This window comes from Magnetovibrio sp. PR-2 (assembly GCF_036689815.1).
GTDB lineage: Bacteria > Pseudomonadota > Alphaproteobacteria > Rhodospirillales > Magnetovibrionaceae > Magnetovibrio.
The window spans coordinates 203,126-222,517 of the sequence record NZ_JBAHUR010000005.1 but is presented as its reverse complement, the minus strand read 5'-3'; the positions used below and the strand labels follow the sequence as shown (position 1 = coordinate 222,517).

General features: G+C 53.0%; 16 protein-coding genes. All 16 read left to right on the top strand.

The window, feature by feature from the left end; all coding sequences use genetic code 11:
- The first annotated feature begins 294 nt into the window (after positions 1-294).
- Entirely contained in the window at positions 295-1,338 is a 1,044-nt protein-coding gene (locus tag V5T82_RS07835; protein ID WP_332895057.1) for a Fe(3+) ABC transporter substrate-binding protein, read from the top strand.
- A gap of 64 nt (positions 1,339-1,402) precedes the next feature.
- Positions 1,403-3,118, top strand: coding sequence for an ABC transporter permease (locus tag V5T82_RS07830; protein WP_332895056.1), 1,716 nt, complete (start codon positions 1,403-1,405; stop codon positions 3,116-3,118).
- Positions 3,115-4,203 (top strand): ABC transporter ATP-binding protein, encoded by a 1,089-nt coding sequence (locus V5T82_RS07825; protein WP_332895055.1) that lies wholly within the window; start codon positions 3,115-3,117, stop codon positions 4,201-4,203. The genes V5T82_RS07830 and V5T82_RS07825 overlap by 4 nt, the downstream gene beginning before the upstream one ends.
- Positions 4,204-4,400: 197 nt before the next feature.
- Complete coding sequence (locus V5T82_RS07820) at positions 4,401-5,987, top strand: flagellar hook-basal body complex protein (RefSeq protein WP_332895054.1); 1,587 nt, start codon at positions 4,401-4,403, stop codon at positions 5,985-5,987.
- 293 nt (positions 5,988-6,280) lie between these two features.
- Positions 6,281-7,432, top strand: a complete 1,152-nt coding sequence (locus V5T82_RS07815) for a flagellar basal body P-ring protein FlgI (protein ID WP_442917432.1) — start codon at positions 6,281-6,283, stop codon at positions 7,430-7,432.
- Positions 7,432-7,749, top strand: coding sequence for a rod-binding protein (locus V5T82_RS07810; RefSeq protein ID WP_332895053.1), 318 nt, complete (start codon positions 7,432-7,434; stop codon positions 7,747-7,749). The genes V5T82_RS07815 and V5T82_RS07810 overlap by 1 nt, the downstream gene beginning before the upstream one ends.
- Positions 7,750-7,753: 4 nt before the next feature.
- On the top strand, positions 7,754-8,200 hold the full coding sequence (locus V5T82_RS07805; RefSeq protein WP_332895052.1) for a hypothetical protein: 447 nt from the start codon (positions 7,754-7,756) through the stop codon (positions 8,198-8,200).
- Between the two features lie 33 nt (positions 8,201-8,233).
- Positions 8,234-10,447, top strand: a complete 2,214-nt coding sequence (gene flgK, locus V5T82_RS07800; protein ID WP_332895051.1) for a flagellar hook-associated protein FlgK — start codon at positions 8,234-8,236, stop codon at positions 10,445-10,447.
- A 23-nt stretch (positions 10,448-10,470) separates the two neighbouring features.
- Positions 10,471-12,294 (top strand): hypothetical protein, encoded by a 1,824-nt coding sequence (locus tag V5T82_RS07795; RefSeq protein WP_332895050.1) that lies wholly within the window; start codon positions 10,471-10,473, stop codon positions 12,292-12,294.
- Positions 12,295-12,392: 98 nt separating this feature from the next.
- Complete coding sequence (locus tag V5T82_RS07790; protein ID WP_332895049.1) at positions 12,393-12,857, top strand: flagellar biosynthesis regulator FlaF; 465 nt, start codon at positions 12,393-12,395, stop codon at positions 12,855-12,857.
- Positions 12,858-13,061: 204 nt separating this feature from the next.
- The gene (locus tag V5T82_RS07785) at positions 13,062-13,886 is read left to right on the top strand and encodes a hypothetical protein (protein WP_332895048.1); all 825 of its coding nucleotides are present in this window, start codon (positions 13,062-13,064) and stop codon (positions 13,884-13,886) included.
- A 44-nt stretch (positions 13,887-13,930) separates the two neighbouring features.
- Complete coding sequence (locus tag V5T82_RS07780) at positions 13,931-14,413, top strand: flagellar biosynthesis repressor FlbT (protein ID WP_332895047.1); 483 nt, start codon at positions 13,931-13,933, stop codon at positions 14,411-14,413.
- A 398-nt stretch (positions 14,414-14,811) separates the two neighbouring features.
- A complete protein-coding gene (gene pseF, locus V5T82_RS07775) occupies positions 14,812-15,555 on the top strand; it encodes a pseudaminic acid cytidylyltransferase (protein ID WP_332895046.1) in 744 nt (247 codons plus the stop codon).
- Positions 15,552-17,213, top strand: coding sequence for a UDP-2,4-diacetamido-2,4,6-trideoxy-beta-L-altropyranose hydrolase (pseG, locus tag V5T82_RS07770; RefSeq protein WP_332895045.1), 1,662 nt, complete (start codon positions 15,552-15,554; stop codon positions 17,211-17,213). Before pseF ends, pseG begins: the two co-directional genes overlap by 4 nt.
- Positions 17,197-18,339, top strand: coding sequence for a Gfo/Idh/MocA family protein (locus V5T82_RS07765; RefSeq protein ID WP_332895044.1), 1,143 nt, complete (start codon positions 17,197-17,199; stop codon positions 18,337-18,339). Before pseG ends, V5T82_RS07765 begins: the two co-directional genes overlap by 17 nt.
- The gene (gene pseI, locus V5T82_RS07760; protein WP_332895043.1) at positions 18,336-19,391 is read left to right on the top strand and encodes a pseudaminic acid synthase; all 1,056 of its coding nucleotides are present in this window, start codon (positions 18,336-18,338) and stop codon (positions 19,389-19,391) included. Before V5T82_RS07765 ends, pseI begins: the two co-directional genes overlap by 4 nt.
- Position 19,392 lies beyond the last annotated feature (1 nt).

The window sequence follows — 19,392 nt, the reverse complement described above, 5'->3', positions numbered from 1 at the left end:
CTCGAGTCTGAAATCATCATAGATCATCTCAAGTTAGGGTTAAACAACGGTTGATGCAATTTTTTCTCTTGAAATCAAACGCTTTGCTTAACTTCAACCGTCTTGAAAATCATCTCATCATAAAAATCAACTTTTGCTGTTGCAACTCACTCGCAACTTATTTAAGTTCCGCAGAGTTGTTGCGAATGATTATCAAGTTCATAATCATTCCAAACTGGAACTGAGAAGACCCACCAAAATCGGATGTGAGCCAGCCTCCCCCCTCATAAATCTGCGACGAGAGTAAAACACACCATGCCCCATTCACGCACAAACAAAACACTGGTCCTGGGCCTTGCTGCCTTGGGCGTTGTTGCCGCCACCTTCACCACCGCTGCACAAGCGCAAGAACTCAACGTTTATTCGTATCGCCAAGCTTTCTTGATCGATCCCCTGGTCAAAGCGTTTGAAAAAGAAACCGGCGCCAAGGTCAACATCGTCTTTTCGAAAAAAGGCCTATTGCAACGTTTGAAGTCCGAAGGCCTGAACAGCCCCGCCGACGTGGTGCTCACTGCTGACGCCAGCCAGATCGTTCAATTCGACCAAGAAGGTCTATTGCAGCCGTTCAAAAGTGAAGAACTGAAAGGTAACGTTCCCGCCCAATACCGTGATCCGAACGACATGTGGACGGGGCTCACCATGCGCGCCCGCGCGGTCTATGCGTCGAAAACCCGCGTCAAAGAAGGCGAGCTGACCACATACGAAGACTTGGCAAAACCACACATGAAAGGCCGTGTCTGTACCCGTTCGGGCAAACACCCCTACAACGTGACCCTGACCGCATCGGTCATCGCCGCCAACGGCGAAGCGGCTGCTGAAGACTGGGCCAAAGGCTTGAAGGCCAATCTGGCGCGCAAGCCTCAAGGCAATGACCGCGCACAAGTCAAAGCGATCTTCGAAGGTGAATGTGATGTGTCCTTGGGCAACAGCTACTACTTTGGCAAAATGATCACGAACGAGAAAAAGCCCGAGCAAAAGCAATGGGCTGCAGCCGTCAACATCATTTTCCCCAACCAAGGCGACCGCGGCACGCATGTGAACGTGTCCACCGGGGCGATCACCAAGGCGTCCAAGCACTTCGACCTGGCGAATAAGTTCCTGACCTTCCTGTCTTCGGAAACGGCCCAGACGATCTATTCTTCGGGCAACTTCGAATACCCGTTGAAGCCCGGCGTCAAAATGGACTCCCTGGTCGCCACCTGGGGCACGTTCAAAGCGGATGACACCAATCTCACCAAAATCATTGCGGCACAAACGTCTGCAACGAAGTTGATGGATAAGGTCCACTTCGACGACTAAACACAAAGCCCCCCCAGGCATCACAGCCAATGGGGGGGCTTTCGTTTATTAGGCCGACCCCAGTATGACAGACACAGCACCGACCACCTTGGTGGATACACCGCCAAAACGCTTTAAAATGCCCAGGATTAATGTCTGGGGATTTGGCACACTCGCCGTGTGCTTGGGCGTTGCCATGCCCATCGTGTGGGTTTTGGGTTTGGCGCTGACACCGTCCGGCGACATTTGGCAACATTTGGTCGATACGGTTTTGACCAATTTGGTGATCACCACACTGTTGCTGATGTTGGGCGTGGGCTTTGGCACCTTCGTGATTGGAACCGGAACGGCGTGGATCGTCACCATGTGCCGGTTTCCCGGCAAGCGCATTTTTGAGTGGGCCTTGCTGATCCCCATGGCGGTTCCGGCCTATGTGATCGCGTATGTCTACACGGACTTGCTGGAATATTCCGGCCCCATCCAGGGCATGATCCGCGATTTCTACGGGTTTGAGACCAAGAGCGACTATTATTTCCCGGAAATTCGCTCGCTGGGGGGCGCGATCACCATGATGACGTTGGTGCTCTACCCCTATGTCTATTTGTTGGCGCGGGCATCCTTTCTGGAACAAAGTGTTTGTGTTTTGGAAGCCAGCCGCACACTGGGCAAGGGCCCATGGGAAAGTTTTTTGAAAGTTGCCCTGCCGCTGGCCCGCCCTGCCATCGCCGTTGGGGTGAGCCTGGTGATGATGGAAACCCTGAACGATTACGGCACAGTGGACTTCTTCGCCGTCTCGACATTTTCCAAGGGCATTTACGACGTGTGGCTGAACATGAACAGCCCCGAAGGTGCCGCACAACTGGCCAGTCTGTTGTTGATGTTCGTTATGGTCTTGGTCGGGTTGGAACGCTATGGCCGACGCAAACAAAAGTTTCACAACACCGCAACCCAAACACGCGCTTTGCCTGGATTTAAACTGTCACCGGGCCTGAGTGCATTGGCCTTCATGGCCTGCGCGTTGCCTGTGGTGTTGGGTTTTTTGGTTCCGTCATGGGTCTTGGGCGGATATGCGCTTGATTTTTATCAAGACACACTGGATGCCGACTACTGGACCACCACTTGGAATTCCTTGTTGCTGTCGACCCTCGCCGCCATCATCGCCATTATCTTAGGCATATTCTTGGCCTACAGCCTGCGCTTAGGCCAAAGCCCCTGGATCCATGCCATGACACGGTTTGCGGCAATGGGCTATGCGGTTCCCGGTGCTGTGCTCGCCATCGGTTTGGTGATGTATCTGGGATGGGTGGACAACACCATTGATGGCTGGGCACGCGAGAGCTTTGGCTTTTCCACCGGATTGATTTTTTCCGGCACCATTATCGCCATCACATTTGGCTATGTGGTGCGGTTCTTGTCGCTTTCGTTTGGGTCGGCAGAAACAGGCTTGGGCAAAATCACCGCCAATATGGATGGGGCGGCACGCACCTTGGGCTTAGGCCCCATGGCGACACTGCGCCGCGTTCACCTGCCGATTATGCGTGGGTCCATCATGACTGCAGCCCTGTTGGTGTTCGTCGATTGCATGAAAGAATTGCCCATGACGGTGATGCTGCGTCCATTTAACTTTGAAACTTTGGCGACGTTCGTACATCAATATGCATCCGATGAAATGTTGCCCGAAGCAGCGCTGGCCGCGCTCAGCATCGTGATTGCCGGGATCATCCCGGTGATCTTACTGTCCATCACCATCACGCGCTCACGCGCGGGCCACCAAACGGGTAAGGAGAACACCGCCGAATGACAAGCGGACTGGTCATGCAACGCATCCGCCATTCTTATGGCGCGAACGAAGTTTTAAAAGACGTCTCCATCGTCGCGGAGGCGGGCAAACTCACCTGCCTGCTGGGGCCGAGCGGCTGCGGCAAGACCACGCTGTTGCGCCTGGCCGGCGGATTGGAAACCGTGCAAGACGGTCAAATCCACTTAAACAAAAAGCAGGTCGGCGACGGAGCCGCGCGCTTGAGCTTGCCCCCGGAAAAACGCGACGTGGGTTTGATGTTTCAAGACTATGCCTTGTTCCCGCACCTCTCTGTCTTCAAAAACATTGCGTTCGGCCTCAAGAGCCTCACGGCGGAGCGCCGACAATGGATCACCGAAGGCTTGGAACGCATGGGGCTCGCTGAGCACCGCGAAAGCTATCCGCACATGCTTTCCGGTGGCCAGCAGCAACGTGTCGCTTTGCTGCGCGCACTGGCGCCAGAGCCGCAAATCTTGCTGTTGGATGAGCCTTTTTCAGGACTGGATGTCACGCGCCGCGCCCAAGTGCGCGAAGACACCTTGAACTTTTTGAAAGAATGCGGCGTTGCCGTATTGATGGTCACCCACGACCCCGAAGAAGCCATGTTCATGGCCGATCACATCGTGGTGATGAAAGACGGCAAAGTGGTGCAAGCCGGAACGCCGGTGCGGACCTATTTCCACCCGGTCGATGCTTACGTCGCCGAACTGTTTGGGCCGATGAACCATTTTGAGGGTTTGGTGGACAAAGGGGCCTTGATAACACCGTTCGGCCCCTTCCCCATTCCGTCCATCCCCGACGGACAACCGGCCAAGGTTTTGGTGCGCATGGAAGGCATCAACGTCACCTTAGGGCGCAACGATGATTTGCCCCAAGAGTGTGGCTATACCACGGGCCGTGTCGAAAACGCCTATTTGTTGGGTCGCTCGACCCATCTACATATTCGTGTCCCAGAAAATCATCTTCTACCCGATGGACACAAAGTGCTGCTGCACGTGCGTGTATCGGGGGTGATGAAACCAGAACCCGGCGCAACGGTCACCGTTTGGGCTGATCCGAAACAAGCCTTTGCCTTCGCGCACGATTGACCTCACTGGGCAAGTTTTGCTGCCCCGCAAATTCAACCGGGCAAAACCGGAAAAGCTTGCCCAGTCGGAATTTGAAAAGTCGTTCTACTTCAGATAGATAACCTCCGTTAAAGTTTGGCATCCATCTTGCTTTGCTATCCGCAGGTAAATGTGTGCAGGCAATGGGTCTGCACTGGATCGTAAGACGGAGAAGTCCCATGGCCCTCTACGGCGCCTTTTCCAATTCCGTGCTTGGCATGATGTCGCAGTCCCATGCCCTGCACAACATCGGCACCAACGTCGCCAACGTGAATACGGGCGGCTACAAGCGCGTGGATACGGCGTTTTCGACGATCCTCAGTCGCAGTTACGCGGATTCCATCAGTGATGTCGGTGGTGTGAAGCCCCAAGACGTTTCGACGGTCGCCCAGCAAGGCAACATCGTTGCAAGCTCCTCAGCGACCGATGTGGCCATTGCGGGCAAAGGCTTTTTTGCTCTGAATTCCGAACAAGACGGCTCCGGCACCAATCTCTTTACACGCGATGGCAGCTTTGGTTTGGCCACCGTCAACGACATCACCGTCACTGGTATAGGCGGCACAAACGTCTCCACAAAGGACGGTTATCTTGTTGATAAAAATGGATATTTTGTCCAAGGTTGGCCCTATGTGAACGGCTCTGTCACGACCACAGGCTCAACCCAGAGCTTGCGCGTTGATCAGTATGCATTTAGCAGCGTCTTCGAAGCAACGACGAGCGGGACCCTTGGGTTGAACCTTTCAGCAAGCGATTCCGTTGGTGATACACGGACATACGATATCACCATGATTGACAGTGGCGGGAACAAACAATCTGACCAATTGACCTTCACCAAAACCGACATCAACGCCTGGAATATGACGCATACCACATCTCAAGACCCAGTTGCCCAAGTCAACACCGTAACGTTGGGCGGCACTGTGGGTGAGGTCGGGGACAATTACAGTGTGGTCATCAACGGCACAACCATCTCCTATACGACCGACGGGACAGAAGCCAGCCTAGACGCCATTCGCGACAGTTTAGTCAGTGCGATAAATACCAATACATCTGTGAACGGATCGGTGACAGCTGCTGCAGGTGGCACGGGCGCGCTGACGATTACTGCCGACAGCGCCGGTACGTCGTTTACGCAAACCTCTTCTGCTGCCAACGGCGGTGCGACAGCGGATAACACCGCGACCACCGCCACAACAACGGCCAACGTTGCCAGCACACAGACCTCAACAGCCACCGCACTCACCTTCAACGATGACGGCACGATTAGTTCACCAACAACCGTGACCTTAACGCTCAGCTTCGCAGGTGGCACGACGTCAAGCATGACCTTGGATATATCATCCATGACCCAGTTCGTCAGTGAAGGCTCGGACTTGAACCCCAGCTATTCGCGCAATGGGTACGCCTCATCCAGCATGCGGTCATTCAATTTTGACGATGCCGGAAACATCATCGGTGTGTTTGATGACAACACATATCGTGAAATCTACCAATTGGCATTGGGCGTGTTTGCCAACCCCAATGCCTTGGAAGCGAAAAATGGTAACGTTTATGCCGAAAGCCCTGATTCCGGTTCTGTCACCTTGACGACCGCCGGTTCGGACGGGTACGCAACGATGAGTCCCAACGCACGGGAAGTGTCCAACGTCGATATCGCTGAAGAATTCACAAAAATGATGACGACGCAAACCGCGTACAACGCATCTTCAACGGTTTTTAAGACCACCGATGAAATGACCACCGTGGCGCGTGATCTCAAACGTTAAGCGTCTGAAAATCTACGCTAAACCCCACACTCGGCACTTTTTTCCCCCGCACGGCAGACCCTGCCGTGCGGGGGTGATTTTTTACGCCACGCCCTTCATCTTTTTTATTCACTTTCAATGCATTAGACCACTTCACGACTTGGCACGAACTTCGCATTAATATGTTGAAAGCGGCACGAGCCGTGTCAAGAAATGATCACAGGCCTCAAACGGGCCGTCTGAAACGGGAAAAGACAATGTATCGCGCAATCGTCAGTTCACATCAGAACCTAGAAGCGCTTCCAGCCGTCGAAATGTCTGAGAGCGCCAAGTCGCGTCAGCTGTTCACACAAGCCATTGGGTCGGCTCTGCTCGGTTTGTTGATTGTGTTCATGCTGGCCTGGGCTTCACCGGCCAACGCCGCGTCGCGCATTAAAGACATCGTTGACGTCGAAGGCGTTCGCGACAACATGTTGGTGGGTTACGGCCTAGTGGTCGGCCTCAACGGCACCGGTGATTCTTTAGCGGACGGACACTTCACCAAACAAAGCCTGCAAGCCATGCTCAATCGCTTAGGTGTGAAACCGACGGACGCTGGCTTGTCGTCCGACAACGTTGCCGCAGTGATGGTGACGTCTTCCCTTCCCGCATTTGCCTCTAAAGGTGCACGCGTCGATGTGACGGTCAGCGCCCTGGGCGATGCCTCCAGCCTTTTGGGTGGAACACTTTTGGTCACCCCGCTGTTGGGTGCCGACGGTGAAGTTTATGCCGTGTCCCAAGGCCAAGTCGCTGTCGGCGGCTTTAGCGCAGGCGGCAATGCTGAAACGGTCACCAAGGGGGTTCCGACCTCCGCACGCATCGCCAATGGCGCGATTGTCGAGCGCGAAATTGAATTCGACATGGACGCCATGTCTTCTGTCAACTTGAGCCTGCGCAATCCCGACTTCACCACGTCACGCCGCGTCGCACAGGCCATTAACGCTTTCTTGGGCACATCTGCGGCCGAGGCCACAGATCCGAGTTCCGTCAATGTGCAGGTGCCCGGTGCCTACGCCGGTCAAGTCGTGAACATGATCACTGACATTGAACAGTTGCGCATTGAGCCTGATCAAATCGCACGCATTATTATTGATGAACAAAACGGCGTCATTGTTATGGGCGAAAACGTCCGGCTGTCCACTGTCGCCGTCGCGCAAGGCAACCTGACGGTGCGTATCACGGAAACGCAACAGGTCTCCCAACCTGGGCCTTTCTCTGAAACCGGGACGACAGCTGTTGTCGACCGCACGGATGTGCAAGTGGATCAAGACAGCGATGCTCGCCTGACCGTGGTTCAAGACGGTGTGTCCTTGCAAGAGTTCGTCAACAGCCTGAACGCGTTGGGCATCGGTCCGCGCGACATGATCACGATTTTGCAAGCGGTCAAGGCCGCTGGCGCGCTGCAAGCTGAAATCGAGGTGATGTGATGACCACCGCTCTTCAAATGGACGCAGCCACCGCTATGACCCACGCCTCGGGTAGCTCTCTGCCGAGCGTCCCCAAAAACGCAGATATCAACAAGCTACGCGAAACCGCACAAGATTTCGAAGCCGTGTTTTTGTCACAAATGCTGAAGCCCATGTTCGAAGGGATTGAGACCGACGGCATGTTTGGCGGCGGGCAAGGTGAAGAAATGTGGCGGTCCTTGATGGTCGACGAATATGGCAAATCCATCGCCAAACAAGGCGGGGTCGGCATTGCCGACGCGGTGATGCGCACAATGCTTGAAATGCAGGAGGTATAGAAACATGGACACCGGAAAACGCTTGGATGACATGTTGTTTCTCGTCAACTCTTTGATCGATTTGTTGACTGAAGAAAATGCGGCACTGGAAACCAACCGCCTGGACGTCGTGCACGGTTTGTTGGAGCGCAAAAACAAACTTTGCCGCGCTTATGAAATTCGCGTCTTTGGCCTAAAACAAACCGAAGGCGAAGACTATGACGAAGAAGACTTGGCCAAAGTTGAACACTTGCGCGAACTGGCCCCACAAATCGATGAGTTGATCGTCAAAAACGAACGCAAGTTGGGCATCGAGCTGGAAGTGCGCCGCCGCTTTATGGACGCTGTTGCAAACGCCGTGAAAGACACGGCCCCAGGCACCGGTGCTTATGCCCCCAACGGTAAGTCTGATTCGCAAACGTACTCCGCACGCACCAATGCGCCTTCGTTGGCCCTGGATGAAGTGCTGTAAAGCCACAGGACGAGACCCAGAAAGGAAGATGTCATGTCCGGTAGTCTGACCCTAGCTTTGAGAACCGCACAAAGCGGTTTGTTGACCAGCCAAAGCGCGCTTGACGCGGTCGCACAGAACGTTGCGAACGTCAACTCGCCCGGTTACTCCCGCAAAATCGTACACATGGAACAGCGCGTTGTTGCCGGTGTCGGTGCAGGCGTGGAGCTGTCCGAAGTTGTGCGCGCGGTTGATGAAGGCTTGTTGGAAAGCTTGCGTGAATCCATCAGCACGGCCGGCCAGCATGACTCCCAAAACAGCTACTATGCGCGCATGCAGGATTTGTTCGGCGCACCGGGCGACAACATTTCCATTGCGCACACCATCACTGAGTTCGGTAACGCCATTGAAGCACTTGCCTTATCGCCCGATCAAAGCTTGGAAGCCACCGAGTTCGTCCGCCAAGGTGCAGAGGTTGCCGACAAACTCCAAGACATGAGTGACACCCTGCAAGAGTTGCGCGAACAGGCGGATTCGGAAATTGCGAACCGGGTTGCTTCCATCAATTCCATTGCGGAAAACTTGGTGAACTTGAACAACTCGATCATCGAGAACGATACCGCCGGTGCAGATGTCACCGACTTGCGGGACAAACGCGATACATTGCTGAACGATTTGGCTGAATACATCGACATCAAATACTTCTATCGCAGCGATGGTGATGTGGTGGTCTTTACCCAAAACGGCAAAACGTTGGTGGACAACTCTGCCGTTTCCGTGACGCACACGGCTGCCAGCAACGTGGCACCCACCACGACCCACGCAGAGGGCGATTTTTCCGGGATCTACATCGGCAGTCAACTCGTCGCCAACGACATCACCAATGAATTACGCGATGGCGAACTCAAAGGCTTGGTTGATTTGCGCGATGGCGTATTGGCCGATTTACAAAGTCAATTGGATGAGTTCGCAGGCGAAATGCGTGACGCCATCAACTTGTATCACAATCGCGGCAGCACCTATCCAGGCCTGACAACGATGAACGGTACGCGTGCGTTTTTGAACTCTGCGACCCAAACCATCACCATGGGCAACAACTCCGACACGCGTTTGACGGTGTTCGACAGCGCAGGCGATCAATACGCCACGACAACCATCCAAACCATCATGGCCAGCGCCACCTATGGCACCGGCGCCCAAGCCGCCAACGGTCCTTGGGACATTGATGAAGTCGCGTTGTCCATGCAAGGCTGGCTGCAAGCCAATGGAACTTCGTCGGCCACTGTTGCCGTAGACGCCACCACCAAGAAACTCAACCTCGAGCTCAATTCCACGACCTACTACGTGTCTATGCGCGATGAAGTCAATTCTGCCGGCACCGTGCCAGCCCCCACGGGTAGCACAGCATCAGACGCCACCATTCAGTTCGACGCCAATGCTGATGGCACCATTGATGAAACCGTCAGTGGGTTTTCTAATTTCTTCGGACTCAACGATTTCTTCGTCGATGATTTGGCTGACAACATCCACGAAACCAATATTCAAAACACCACGTTTACAGCGACGGCGGGAACCATCACCCTGTACACGGGTGCGGCCTCGACCAATATCGCGGTGACCTCGGGTCAAAACCTGGGCAATATCGCAGATAGCATCAACAACGCCAGTGCCGGTTTCACAGCAACAGTCATCCCCGATGGCTCGGGCGAACGATTGCGCATCACATCTGACGATGGTTCGAATTTTGCCGTGACCCAGGCTGCGGGCGATTCCATTCTGACCGATATCGGCATGCACAGTGCCGATGTGCGCGTCACCCAAAACATCAAAGTCCGTACAGACTTAGAAGCGACACCCGGCAACGTGACCCGTTCTCAAATGCAATGGGATTCCACAAAGGGCTTCGCGGGTGAATACTATATTTCCAAGGGTGATGGCTCCATCATCAAAGATATGGCCACGATGTTCCAGACCGGCAACGCCTTCGACGCTGCTGGCGGATTGTCCAGCACGACGGTGACGTTCTCTGTGCGCGCCACATCTATCTTGTCCTACAACTCGAGCCTTGCGGATCGCAACGATTTCAACATGGAATACCATGAAAGCTTGAAGGACAGCTTGAAACTGAAAACCGATTCTTTTAGCGGGGTCAACTTGGACGAAGAAATGTCTCAACTGATCCTATACGAACAATCTTACTCAGCTGCGGCGCGGGTGATTTCGGTCATACAAAGTATGTTCGATTCCCTTGACCGTGTGATCAGCTGATGAGCGATAAGGAGACCTAGAAAATGTCCACCCGGATCGCAAACTACGCAACGAGCAACCAACTCTTGAGCTACTTGAAAGTTTCTCAAAGGCGCATGCTTGATTTGCAATACAACGTCAGCACGCAAAAGATATCCCCTGATTATCAAGGGATTGCAAAAGATGCACAGTATCTGACCAACATCGAAAACTCGTTGGGCCATCTTGAAGGCTATATGAAAAACAACGAGCTGATGAACCTGCGTCTCAACGTCACCAACTTGGCATTGGGCGGTGTGAAGGCTGACGATGGATCGGAAACCGGCATCAGCCGCACCATTGGCGACTTTCTGAAAGAGCTAAAAGACTTCAAAGGACTGACCGGCAAAACCGAAGAAACCATCGCCACCATTCAAACCGCAGCGTTCGGCGCACTGATTGCGCTGGAAGGCGACATGAATATGACGTCCGGCGGGCGTTTTGTGTTTGGCGGCGGCCGTGTCAATCAAGCCCCCATCGATTTCGGTCTGACGAACCTGACCGATTTCCAGTCGAAGTACAATGGTTCGACGTCGACCTATCCCACAACCCGCACCACACACATTGATAAATTCAATATGTCTGGAACCATCGGCGGCACCACGAACTGGCTGACGTTCGAACAAGACGGTGATGGAAACACGGCGACGTCGGGCAGTGGACGCATCACCGCATCGGGTGACGAATTCGACAACATCGCCGTGGGTACATCTATTCAAGTTGGCGGCACTGCCAACAACAATGGCTATTACAAAGTTACGGCTGTCGATACGACCAACAACTATATCGAAGTTGAAACGCGCATGCTGACTGACGAAGCCGCAAATGCAGCGGCTGAGATCACATTACAAGACGGCAGTAAGCTCGACAGCACCGACTTCACCAGCTTGGCATTCACCCGCGGAACGGACCTGATCACGGCGGCATCCGGTGATTTGCGCACCTCTCTCAGCGTTGGCGAAAGCTTCACCGTTTCCGGCACGGCCCAAAACGATGCCACGTATACGGTCAGCGCGATCACAGCGACGACGATCACCATCGAAAGCAATAAGTTCACAGACGAAGGCACTGCCGCAACGCCAACGTTGAACTTCACCGGCAACCAAACCTTCGCGGTCAACGCTGGTGACGACAGCATCACAGCCGCAGCTGGCACGTATACTGGTCTGAGCGCCGGTATGAGCCTTGTCATCGCAGGCACTGCCAGCAACGACGCCACCCTCACCGTGACATCCGTTTCGAGTGATGGTTCGACCGTCTATGTCAGCAACACCCTGACAGCTGAAGGCCCAGTGGCCAGCGATGCGGACGTCAGTCTTGCGGATGGCACTATCAGCTCGCTGGACTACTACAATGGCGACGAATTGGCCCACAATCACCGTGTGGACGAATTCCGCAATTTCAATTTCGACATCAACGGGCTGGATCCCGCCTTTGAAAAAGCCATCCGCGCCATGGGCATCATCGCCCAAGGGGCATACAATTCCGAAGGCGGTTTGGACCAAAACTTGTCGCGTCTGGACGATGCCATTTATCTGCTGCAAAGTGCGTACAACGGCACAGAAACCGGCACGGCACCCTACGGTAACGAGTTATCGTCGAACCTGCAGGCCTTGATCACAACCAACGCATACAACTCGGTTTTGATTGATCGCACGACGGACATCCACTCGACGTATAAGGGCTACCTCGAAGGCCAAGTGTCGAATGTCGAAGACGCTGACCCCTTGGAAAGTATCGTGAGCTTGCAAGACGAACAAACAGCGCTGGAAGCTTCTTACACATCTCTCGCGCGGATTCGCGAGTTGAGCTTGGTGAAATTCATGTAATTTAACAGGTTAGCCCTAGACACACCCCCCGTTCGGCACGTATCGTATTGGGATTGAGCATCGTATATTGGGGCATGCATCAAAAGAGCGGAGCGCACATGTCTAACCAAAACTACTCTTCCATTCCTTCTCCGGGCTCTCCCAGCCATACGGAGGCCTGGGCTTTGACAGAGGCCGCACGGCGTATTGCCGTGGGATTGGAAAAAATGGTCACGGTCGATGCCTTGGAATTGCCGGCTGCAAAGCGGGAATTGCGTGATGCGATTCGCTTGAATTGGCGCCTTTGGACCATTTTTCAGGCTGAATTGACCTTAGACACCAATCCCGTACCCTTTGACATGCGCCAGAACATGTTGACGTTGTGTCAGTTCGTGGACAACCACACCATCCAATGCATGAGCGACCTGGATCCGGAAAAAATCAAAACCCTGATCGACATCAATCGCAACATCGCCCAGGGCCTTTTGGAAGGCTTGAGCAACGCATCTCAGCAAGAGGGCGGCCAAAAAGAATCCGAAACACCCCCTGCACCCGCTGGCGGAACGCTGAACACCAACGTCTAAGGCCTGATTTGCTTGAATTTTCGGGTGTTTGGTGCTAGTCTAATACAGTTACGTAGACTAGATCCAGAAGGGTCGTGATTCTTTGTACACTAGCGTTGTGTTCTGAACACACATAATGCTTTGAAGTGTAAAGAGAATCCTAGATTGGAGACGGGAAGAATGAACCCGATACAAGCGTACGGTGGTGGGATAGGACAGGCCCTCTTGAAAATTTCCCAGGGGAATTTTCGGATTGGGTTTGAGCATTCCTATCAACAGATCGAAAACACCACGATCAAGCGCATCAACTCTGAAATTGATAAGGTTATCTCGTCCGACGATACGCCGGCCCGTTTGGCTGCGTTGGAAAAAGAGTACGGCAAGCTGCAAACCAACAAAGTGCTGATTGATGGATATGCCTTCGACACGCATACCAATATGCTCCACTTGGTCAATATGCAAACCACCGGGAACGAAGCCATCTCTGCGCTCACGGCCAGCGATGACGATACGAATCTCACAGCTGACGAACTCACCACGCTGACCGAAAAGACCACCAGCCTGGTTGAGGACGGCAAAAAGCTGTTGCTGACGGTTCACCCCGACATTCAAACACCGTTTGTCGTGCGCGACGTCAAAAACCTGTTGAGCGAAATCGAAGCGTTGAGCCCAGTTGAAGGCACCATTGACGCCGAAGGCTCCGGTTCCCCGTCCAACGACAACCGCAATCTCTACGACAAGCTGACGGAATTGAACAGCTTGATGGAAACGGCCTACACCGTCACGGACATCGCCAACGACAACGCCCAAAACATTTCTTTGGATATTCAGGCTACAATGGCGACCCGCCTGGCTGACATGACCAAAATTTCAACGGTTGAGCTGAAAGAGCGTGAAGCCGAGATCGAAGACATCAAAGCCAAGTACGGCAATATTTTGCGTGCTATTTCCTTGTCTTTCGAAGCCCGCATGGCCAGCGTCGAGCAAATGCAAACGGCGATGAACGGCTTTGACATTCCCAGTGGCTCCGTCATGAACCTTTTTGCCTAACCCGACGAACGCAACGCTTCAGAGCTATAATTTAAGGATTAATCGTGCCCCTACTTATCGATTTTAAAAGCGGAGACAAATTGCTGATCAATGGCTCCGTGATGGAAAATATCGGCGGCAACACGAAAATTCTCGTGCATAACAAATCCGCCATCCTGCGCGAAAAAGAAGTCCTCGCTCAAGAGGATGCTCAAACCCCCGCGTCGCGCGTGTATTTCGAACTCCAAGGCGCCTACATCCATCAGGACCCGGCGGAGCGTGATGAAAGCCTCAAACGTTTTAACATACGCCTGAGCGAATTCATTGCCGCTTGCCCCAACGCCATGGATATCGCCGACAAAGTCCGCGAGCACGTCGAGAACGACCGTGTTTACAAAGGACTGAAAGAAGCCCGGAACTTAATCAAATACGAAGCCGACGTTTTGCAAGAGTTCAGCGCGCAACTCCAAGCATTTCTGGAAGAAACAGAAGCCGCGGACCGAGACGACATCGAAGTATCAGAAGGTGAAGTGGCCCCTGCTTCTTAAGCAGGACCGCACCTCACAGCACTTTAAGTATACCAGGAAGAATTCATGGATATTTTTAAAGGCAAAACAGTTCTCATCACGGGTGGGACAGGAACAATTGGACAAGAACTGGTCCACATGGTCCTGAACGCATGTAAACCCAGGCATACCCCCATCACGCAGAACCTATTCCCGCAAAATCACGCTATCAACACACAAAAGTTGAGGTTGTGGGCTATGATCAAGCCCGCAAGCACCTTTTGGCATGGCACACACCTGCTTGTGGCCGCTGTGCCCTTTGGCATGGGAAGACTATCGTATTCAAGTTATACAACAAATACACAGTGATTAGGTCCAGAAGGACTTAGAAAAATGAGCCAATTCGGGTAGTTTTAAACCCCCAACCCGGTCCTTACCCTTTGAAGGCCCTTGAACCAAACGAACGAGGTAGCATCATCACCGTCTGCATTATCCCAGCTCGAGGCGGAAGCAAACGAATTCCCCGCAAAAACATCAAGTTGTTTTGCGGCTTGCCGATGATCGCCTATTCGATCCGCGCGGCGTTGGAAAGCGACGTGTTTAAGCGTGTCATCGTCACGACGGACGATCAAGAGATCGCCGAGATCGCTGTAAACTACGGCGCGGAAACCCCCTTCCTTCGCCCCGCAGAACTCGCCGATGACTACCAAAGTGTTGGCAAGCCGATGATGCATGCTCTTGAGTGGTTGAAGGAATCTGGGTTTGAATTCGATTTTCATTGCATGTTGTTCGCCACCGCACCGTTTGTGAGACCGGAACGCTTGCGCGAATCCTTTGAGATTTTTCGCGCGCGCCCGGATAAAGCAGAGTGTTTCTCAGTGGTGGAGTATACCTTCCCCATACAACGCGCCATTCGGATTACCGAAGACGGCGCGGCCGATATGTTCCAGCCGGAATACTTTTCTTGTCGCTCCCAAGACTTGGAACAGGCTTATCATGATGCAGGACAGTTTTCGTGGGCGGCTTATAGCCGGCCAAACCTGGATCAAACCGCCTGGGGGCCCAGCACTTTGCCATACGTGATCCCACACTACGAAGCCGTAGATATCGATACACCTGACGATTGGGTGCGAGCTGAATTGATGTACAAAGCGCTGCAAGACGCGCAAGGCGGTCAAGCATGAAGACTGTCGTGTTCAGAACAAATGCTGGAAAGATCAGTGGCCTTGGCCATCTGACGCGCTGCTTGGTACTTGCCCGTGAGTTGACCAGCCAGGGAGCGACCTGCGTTTTCGTTTTGGACTTTGCGGACGAGAACATCATCCCCTTTCTGGAAGGTTTTGACTATCACGCTCTCTATGCGGCGCCGTCCTCCATTCTGAACCAAGATGAAGACGCTGACAAAACACGCCAACTTTGCATAGAACACCACTGCAACTGGCTGGTCGTTGATCACTACCTGTTGGACGACACTTGGGAAGCCCGCATGCGCGCACAGCCCTACAAGCTGTGCGTGATTGATGACACCCAACGCCGCCATGCGTGCGATTGCTTGGTTGACTATAAATGGCGTGGCGAAGACACCCATGCTTCGTACAATGGGCTCACGAACGAAGATGCCGACCACCTTGTGGGACCGTCTTTCGTATTGTTGGACGTTCATAAACCCAGCCCCCGCCCCCGCAAATCTTCAAGCTTTGACATTGTCATTTCTCTCGGCGGAGGTGGTGACTTCAATTTGGTCAAGGCGATGGTCGATCAACTGTTGGCCGCGCAAAACACCTATACCACGCCGCTCAAGCTGCACGTTGTCGTCGGGCCCTTGGCGGAAAACAGTGAAGCGTTCCTCTCGGCTTACCAAGATCACGAAGATGTCGAGCTTTTGATCGGTAAAACGGATATTTCCACCGACCTGAAACACGCCAATTTTTATATTGGAGCCGCAGGCAGCACGCTCTATCAACTCAGAGCCTACAACATCCCAGCCCTCACGCTTTCGCTCGCCGACAACCAGTTTAACGAACTGTCTCACCTCGAAGACCTTGGGCATTATTTCCATTTGAACGCATGGTCTGAAAATGATTTTGCGGATCTGCCTCGTTTCATCAGAACTGTACAATCCCACTACACGCGCGTTTGTGCGCTTGGTGATGAACCGAGAGTGAAAATCGACGGCAAGGGCGCCAAGCGCATTGCCGGAACACTTCTCGGTGACAAAGGCACGGCGACGTCACTTCACTATACCAACGAAGCTTATGAATATCTTGACCTGTCACCAACTCACACGCTGCGCAAAGTGACTGACCGGGACATCAACCAATATCTCATCAGCCGAAACCGACAAGAAAATGCGCAAAACATGGTACAGACGGACCCGATCCCCTATTTGCATCACTATGCTTGGTGGTTTAACAGCACCCGGGAATCCTTCCTTCTGGAAGCACAGCACAAGCCAACGCTCTTTATCTGGCACGACACTATTGTCAATGAAGACCAGCCTTATTTGATTGGTGGGTGGTTTGTTTATGATGAGAAAACAGACTTTGGCGAGCCCCTGCTCGCGCTGAATTGGCAACTCGACTACTGTGCCGAACACCATCCGAGCGCACCGTGGATCGCCGTTATTCACCGGTCCAACAAATTCACGAAGCTACTCAATGACTATTTATCGTTTACCGAAATCGACGACACGCACCCATCATTTAAGTTGATATCCGAAGTGCTGCACATCTCTGATACGGATCAATTTTATTTCCTAACCCGTGATCCTGTGGAACTGCAGCAAGCGACAAAAAATAAATCCATCAAACAAAGAGACACCCGATATGTCGCCACCCAATAGCCCAAAGATTTTATCACTTGGCTTTATTGGTGGCTCAATGACCTCCGCAGTCGGTTACACCCATTTTGTATCCAGCCAGCTCGACCACCGTTGGAAAGTCGTATCTGGCTGCTTCAGCCATGACGAAAACCAATCGAATGCAACCGCTCTTGAATGGCAAATCTCAAAAGACAAAACCTATAGCGATTGGCGCGCATACATCGCTGCGGAAAAGGAAAACCTAGACGCGGTCGCCGTGCTGACGCCAACCCCGGACCATGCCGACATTGTCTGCGCCTTAATCGAAAACGGTGTGCCTGTCATATGCGAAAAAGCAATGGCGGCCGATCTTCAACAATCCGCCACCATCAAAGACGCCCTGAACCGACATCAGGGGTTTTTGGCCATGACGTATAACTACAGCGGCTATCCATTGCTGCGCGTCTTGCGAAAACATGTGGAAAATGGAGATTTGGGCACGCTTAAACAGATCCAAATCGAAATGCCTTCTGACGCTTTCGTCCAACCCGAAGAGCGCATGTCCCCGCAACACTGGCGTTTGAAAGATGGGCCTATTCCAACAATCTTGCTGGACTTGGCTGTCCACCTTCATCAGCTGTGCAGTTTCTTAACAGCGTTAAAGCCCCAAAGCGTGCAAGCCGATTTCCATCATGACAGTACATTTGAGGGGATTGTCGATGACGCCTATCTGTGGGTTCGATACGAAAACGATTTTCGCGCATCCCTATGGGTCAGCAAGACCGCCTTGGGCTATCGCAATGGCTTAAAGCTTCGTCTGTTCGGTGACCAAGCCAGTGCTGAGTGGCTTCAAGAAGAACCGGAACGTCTGCATATCTTTCAAAAAGACACCACGCGGACGACTTATGACCGTGGGAATTGTCAGCATCCGGACGAAATCCGCGAACGTTTCAAACCCGGCCATCCGGCTGGATTTGTCGAAGCTTTCGCCAATCTCTATGCAGACATTGCCGATGCCCTCGAACAACAGCGCGTTTCTGGCAGCCACACGTCGCCTTATGTGTTTGGCTGGGACCATGCAGACGAAGGACTTCGCCTGCTGCAAACGGCCAGCAACGCCAATACGCACAAAACTTGGCAGGACCTCGTGACGGAGGGCTGGCAATGAAACCCATCACAATTGGGGACAAAGTCATTGGACATGATTGCCCGACATACATGATTGCGGAACTGTCCGGCAATCATGGCGGCGATCTGAATAACTGTGTAGAGCTGCTTCACGCTGCATGTGATGCGGGTGCCGACGCCATCAAAATACAAGCCTACACACCCGATACGATAACGCTGAATTGCGACAACGAAGATTTTAGCATCGCACCTGACAATGCGTGGGCATCTTACGGAAACTTATACAATCTCTACCGTTATGCGCACACGCCCTGGGATTGGTTCCCCACTTTGTTTGCGGTTGCTCAACAGCGTGGCGTGGAGTTGTTCGGATCGGTTTTTGACGAAACGTCTGTTGACGCCTTGCAAGCCCACGACTGCAAAGCCTACAAGATCGCATCGCCGGAAATCATCGACACGGGATTGCTGACAAAGGTCGCAAAGACGGGAAAGCCTGTCATTGTGTCCACCGGATTGGCGAACCTAAGCGACATCGATGAAGCTGTGAAGTTTTTGCGCAATGCAGGCTGTGAAGACATCATCTTGTTGAAGTGCACCACGGCTTACCCAACCCCACCCCGTGAGGTGAACTTGCGCACCATTCAACACCTGGAAGACACGTTCCACTGCCTGTCGGGCCTTTCCGATCATTCGGAAGGTATTGGTATATCGATCGGTGCGGTCGCCATGGGCGCCCACGTCATCGAAAAGCATGTGAAGCTGGAAACCAACGAAGAAACCGTCGACAGTTTTTTCTCCCTTACCCCTTCGGAGTTTAAAACACTCATCCAAGAAATACGCCGCGTCGAAGCCGCGATTGGTGAGGTTGATTATGCTTTGTCCCCTGAAGCCCTAAAAAACAAAAATGGGCGACGGTCTCTCTATATAAGCGCCGACGTACAACAAGGTGAACCGTTTAGCGAAGACAACATTAAATCCGTCCGTCCAGGGTACGGCCTACATCCCAAATATAAAAATCAAGTCATCGGGCGCACGGCGAAACGTGACCTCAAATTGGGTGACCGGCTAACCTGGGACGTCATTGACAGCTAGA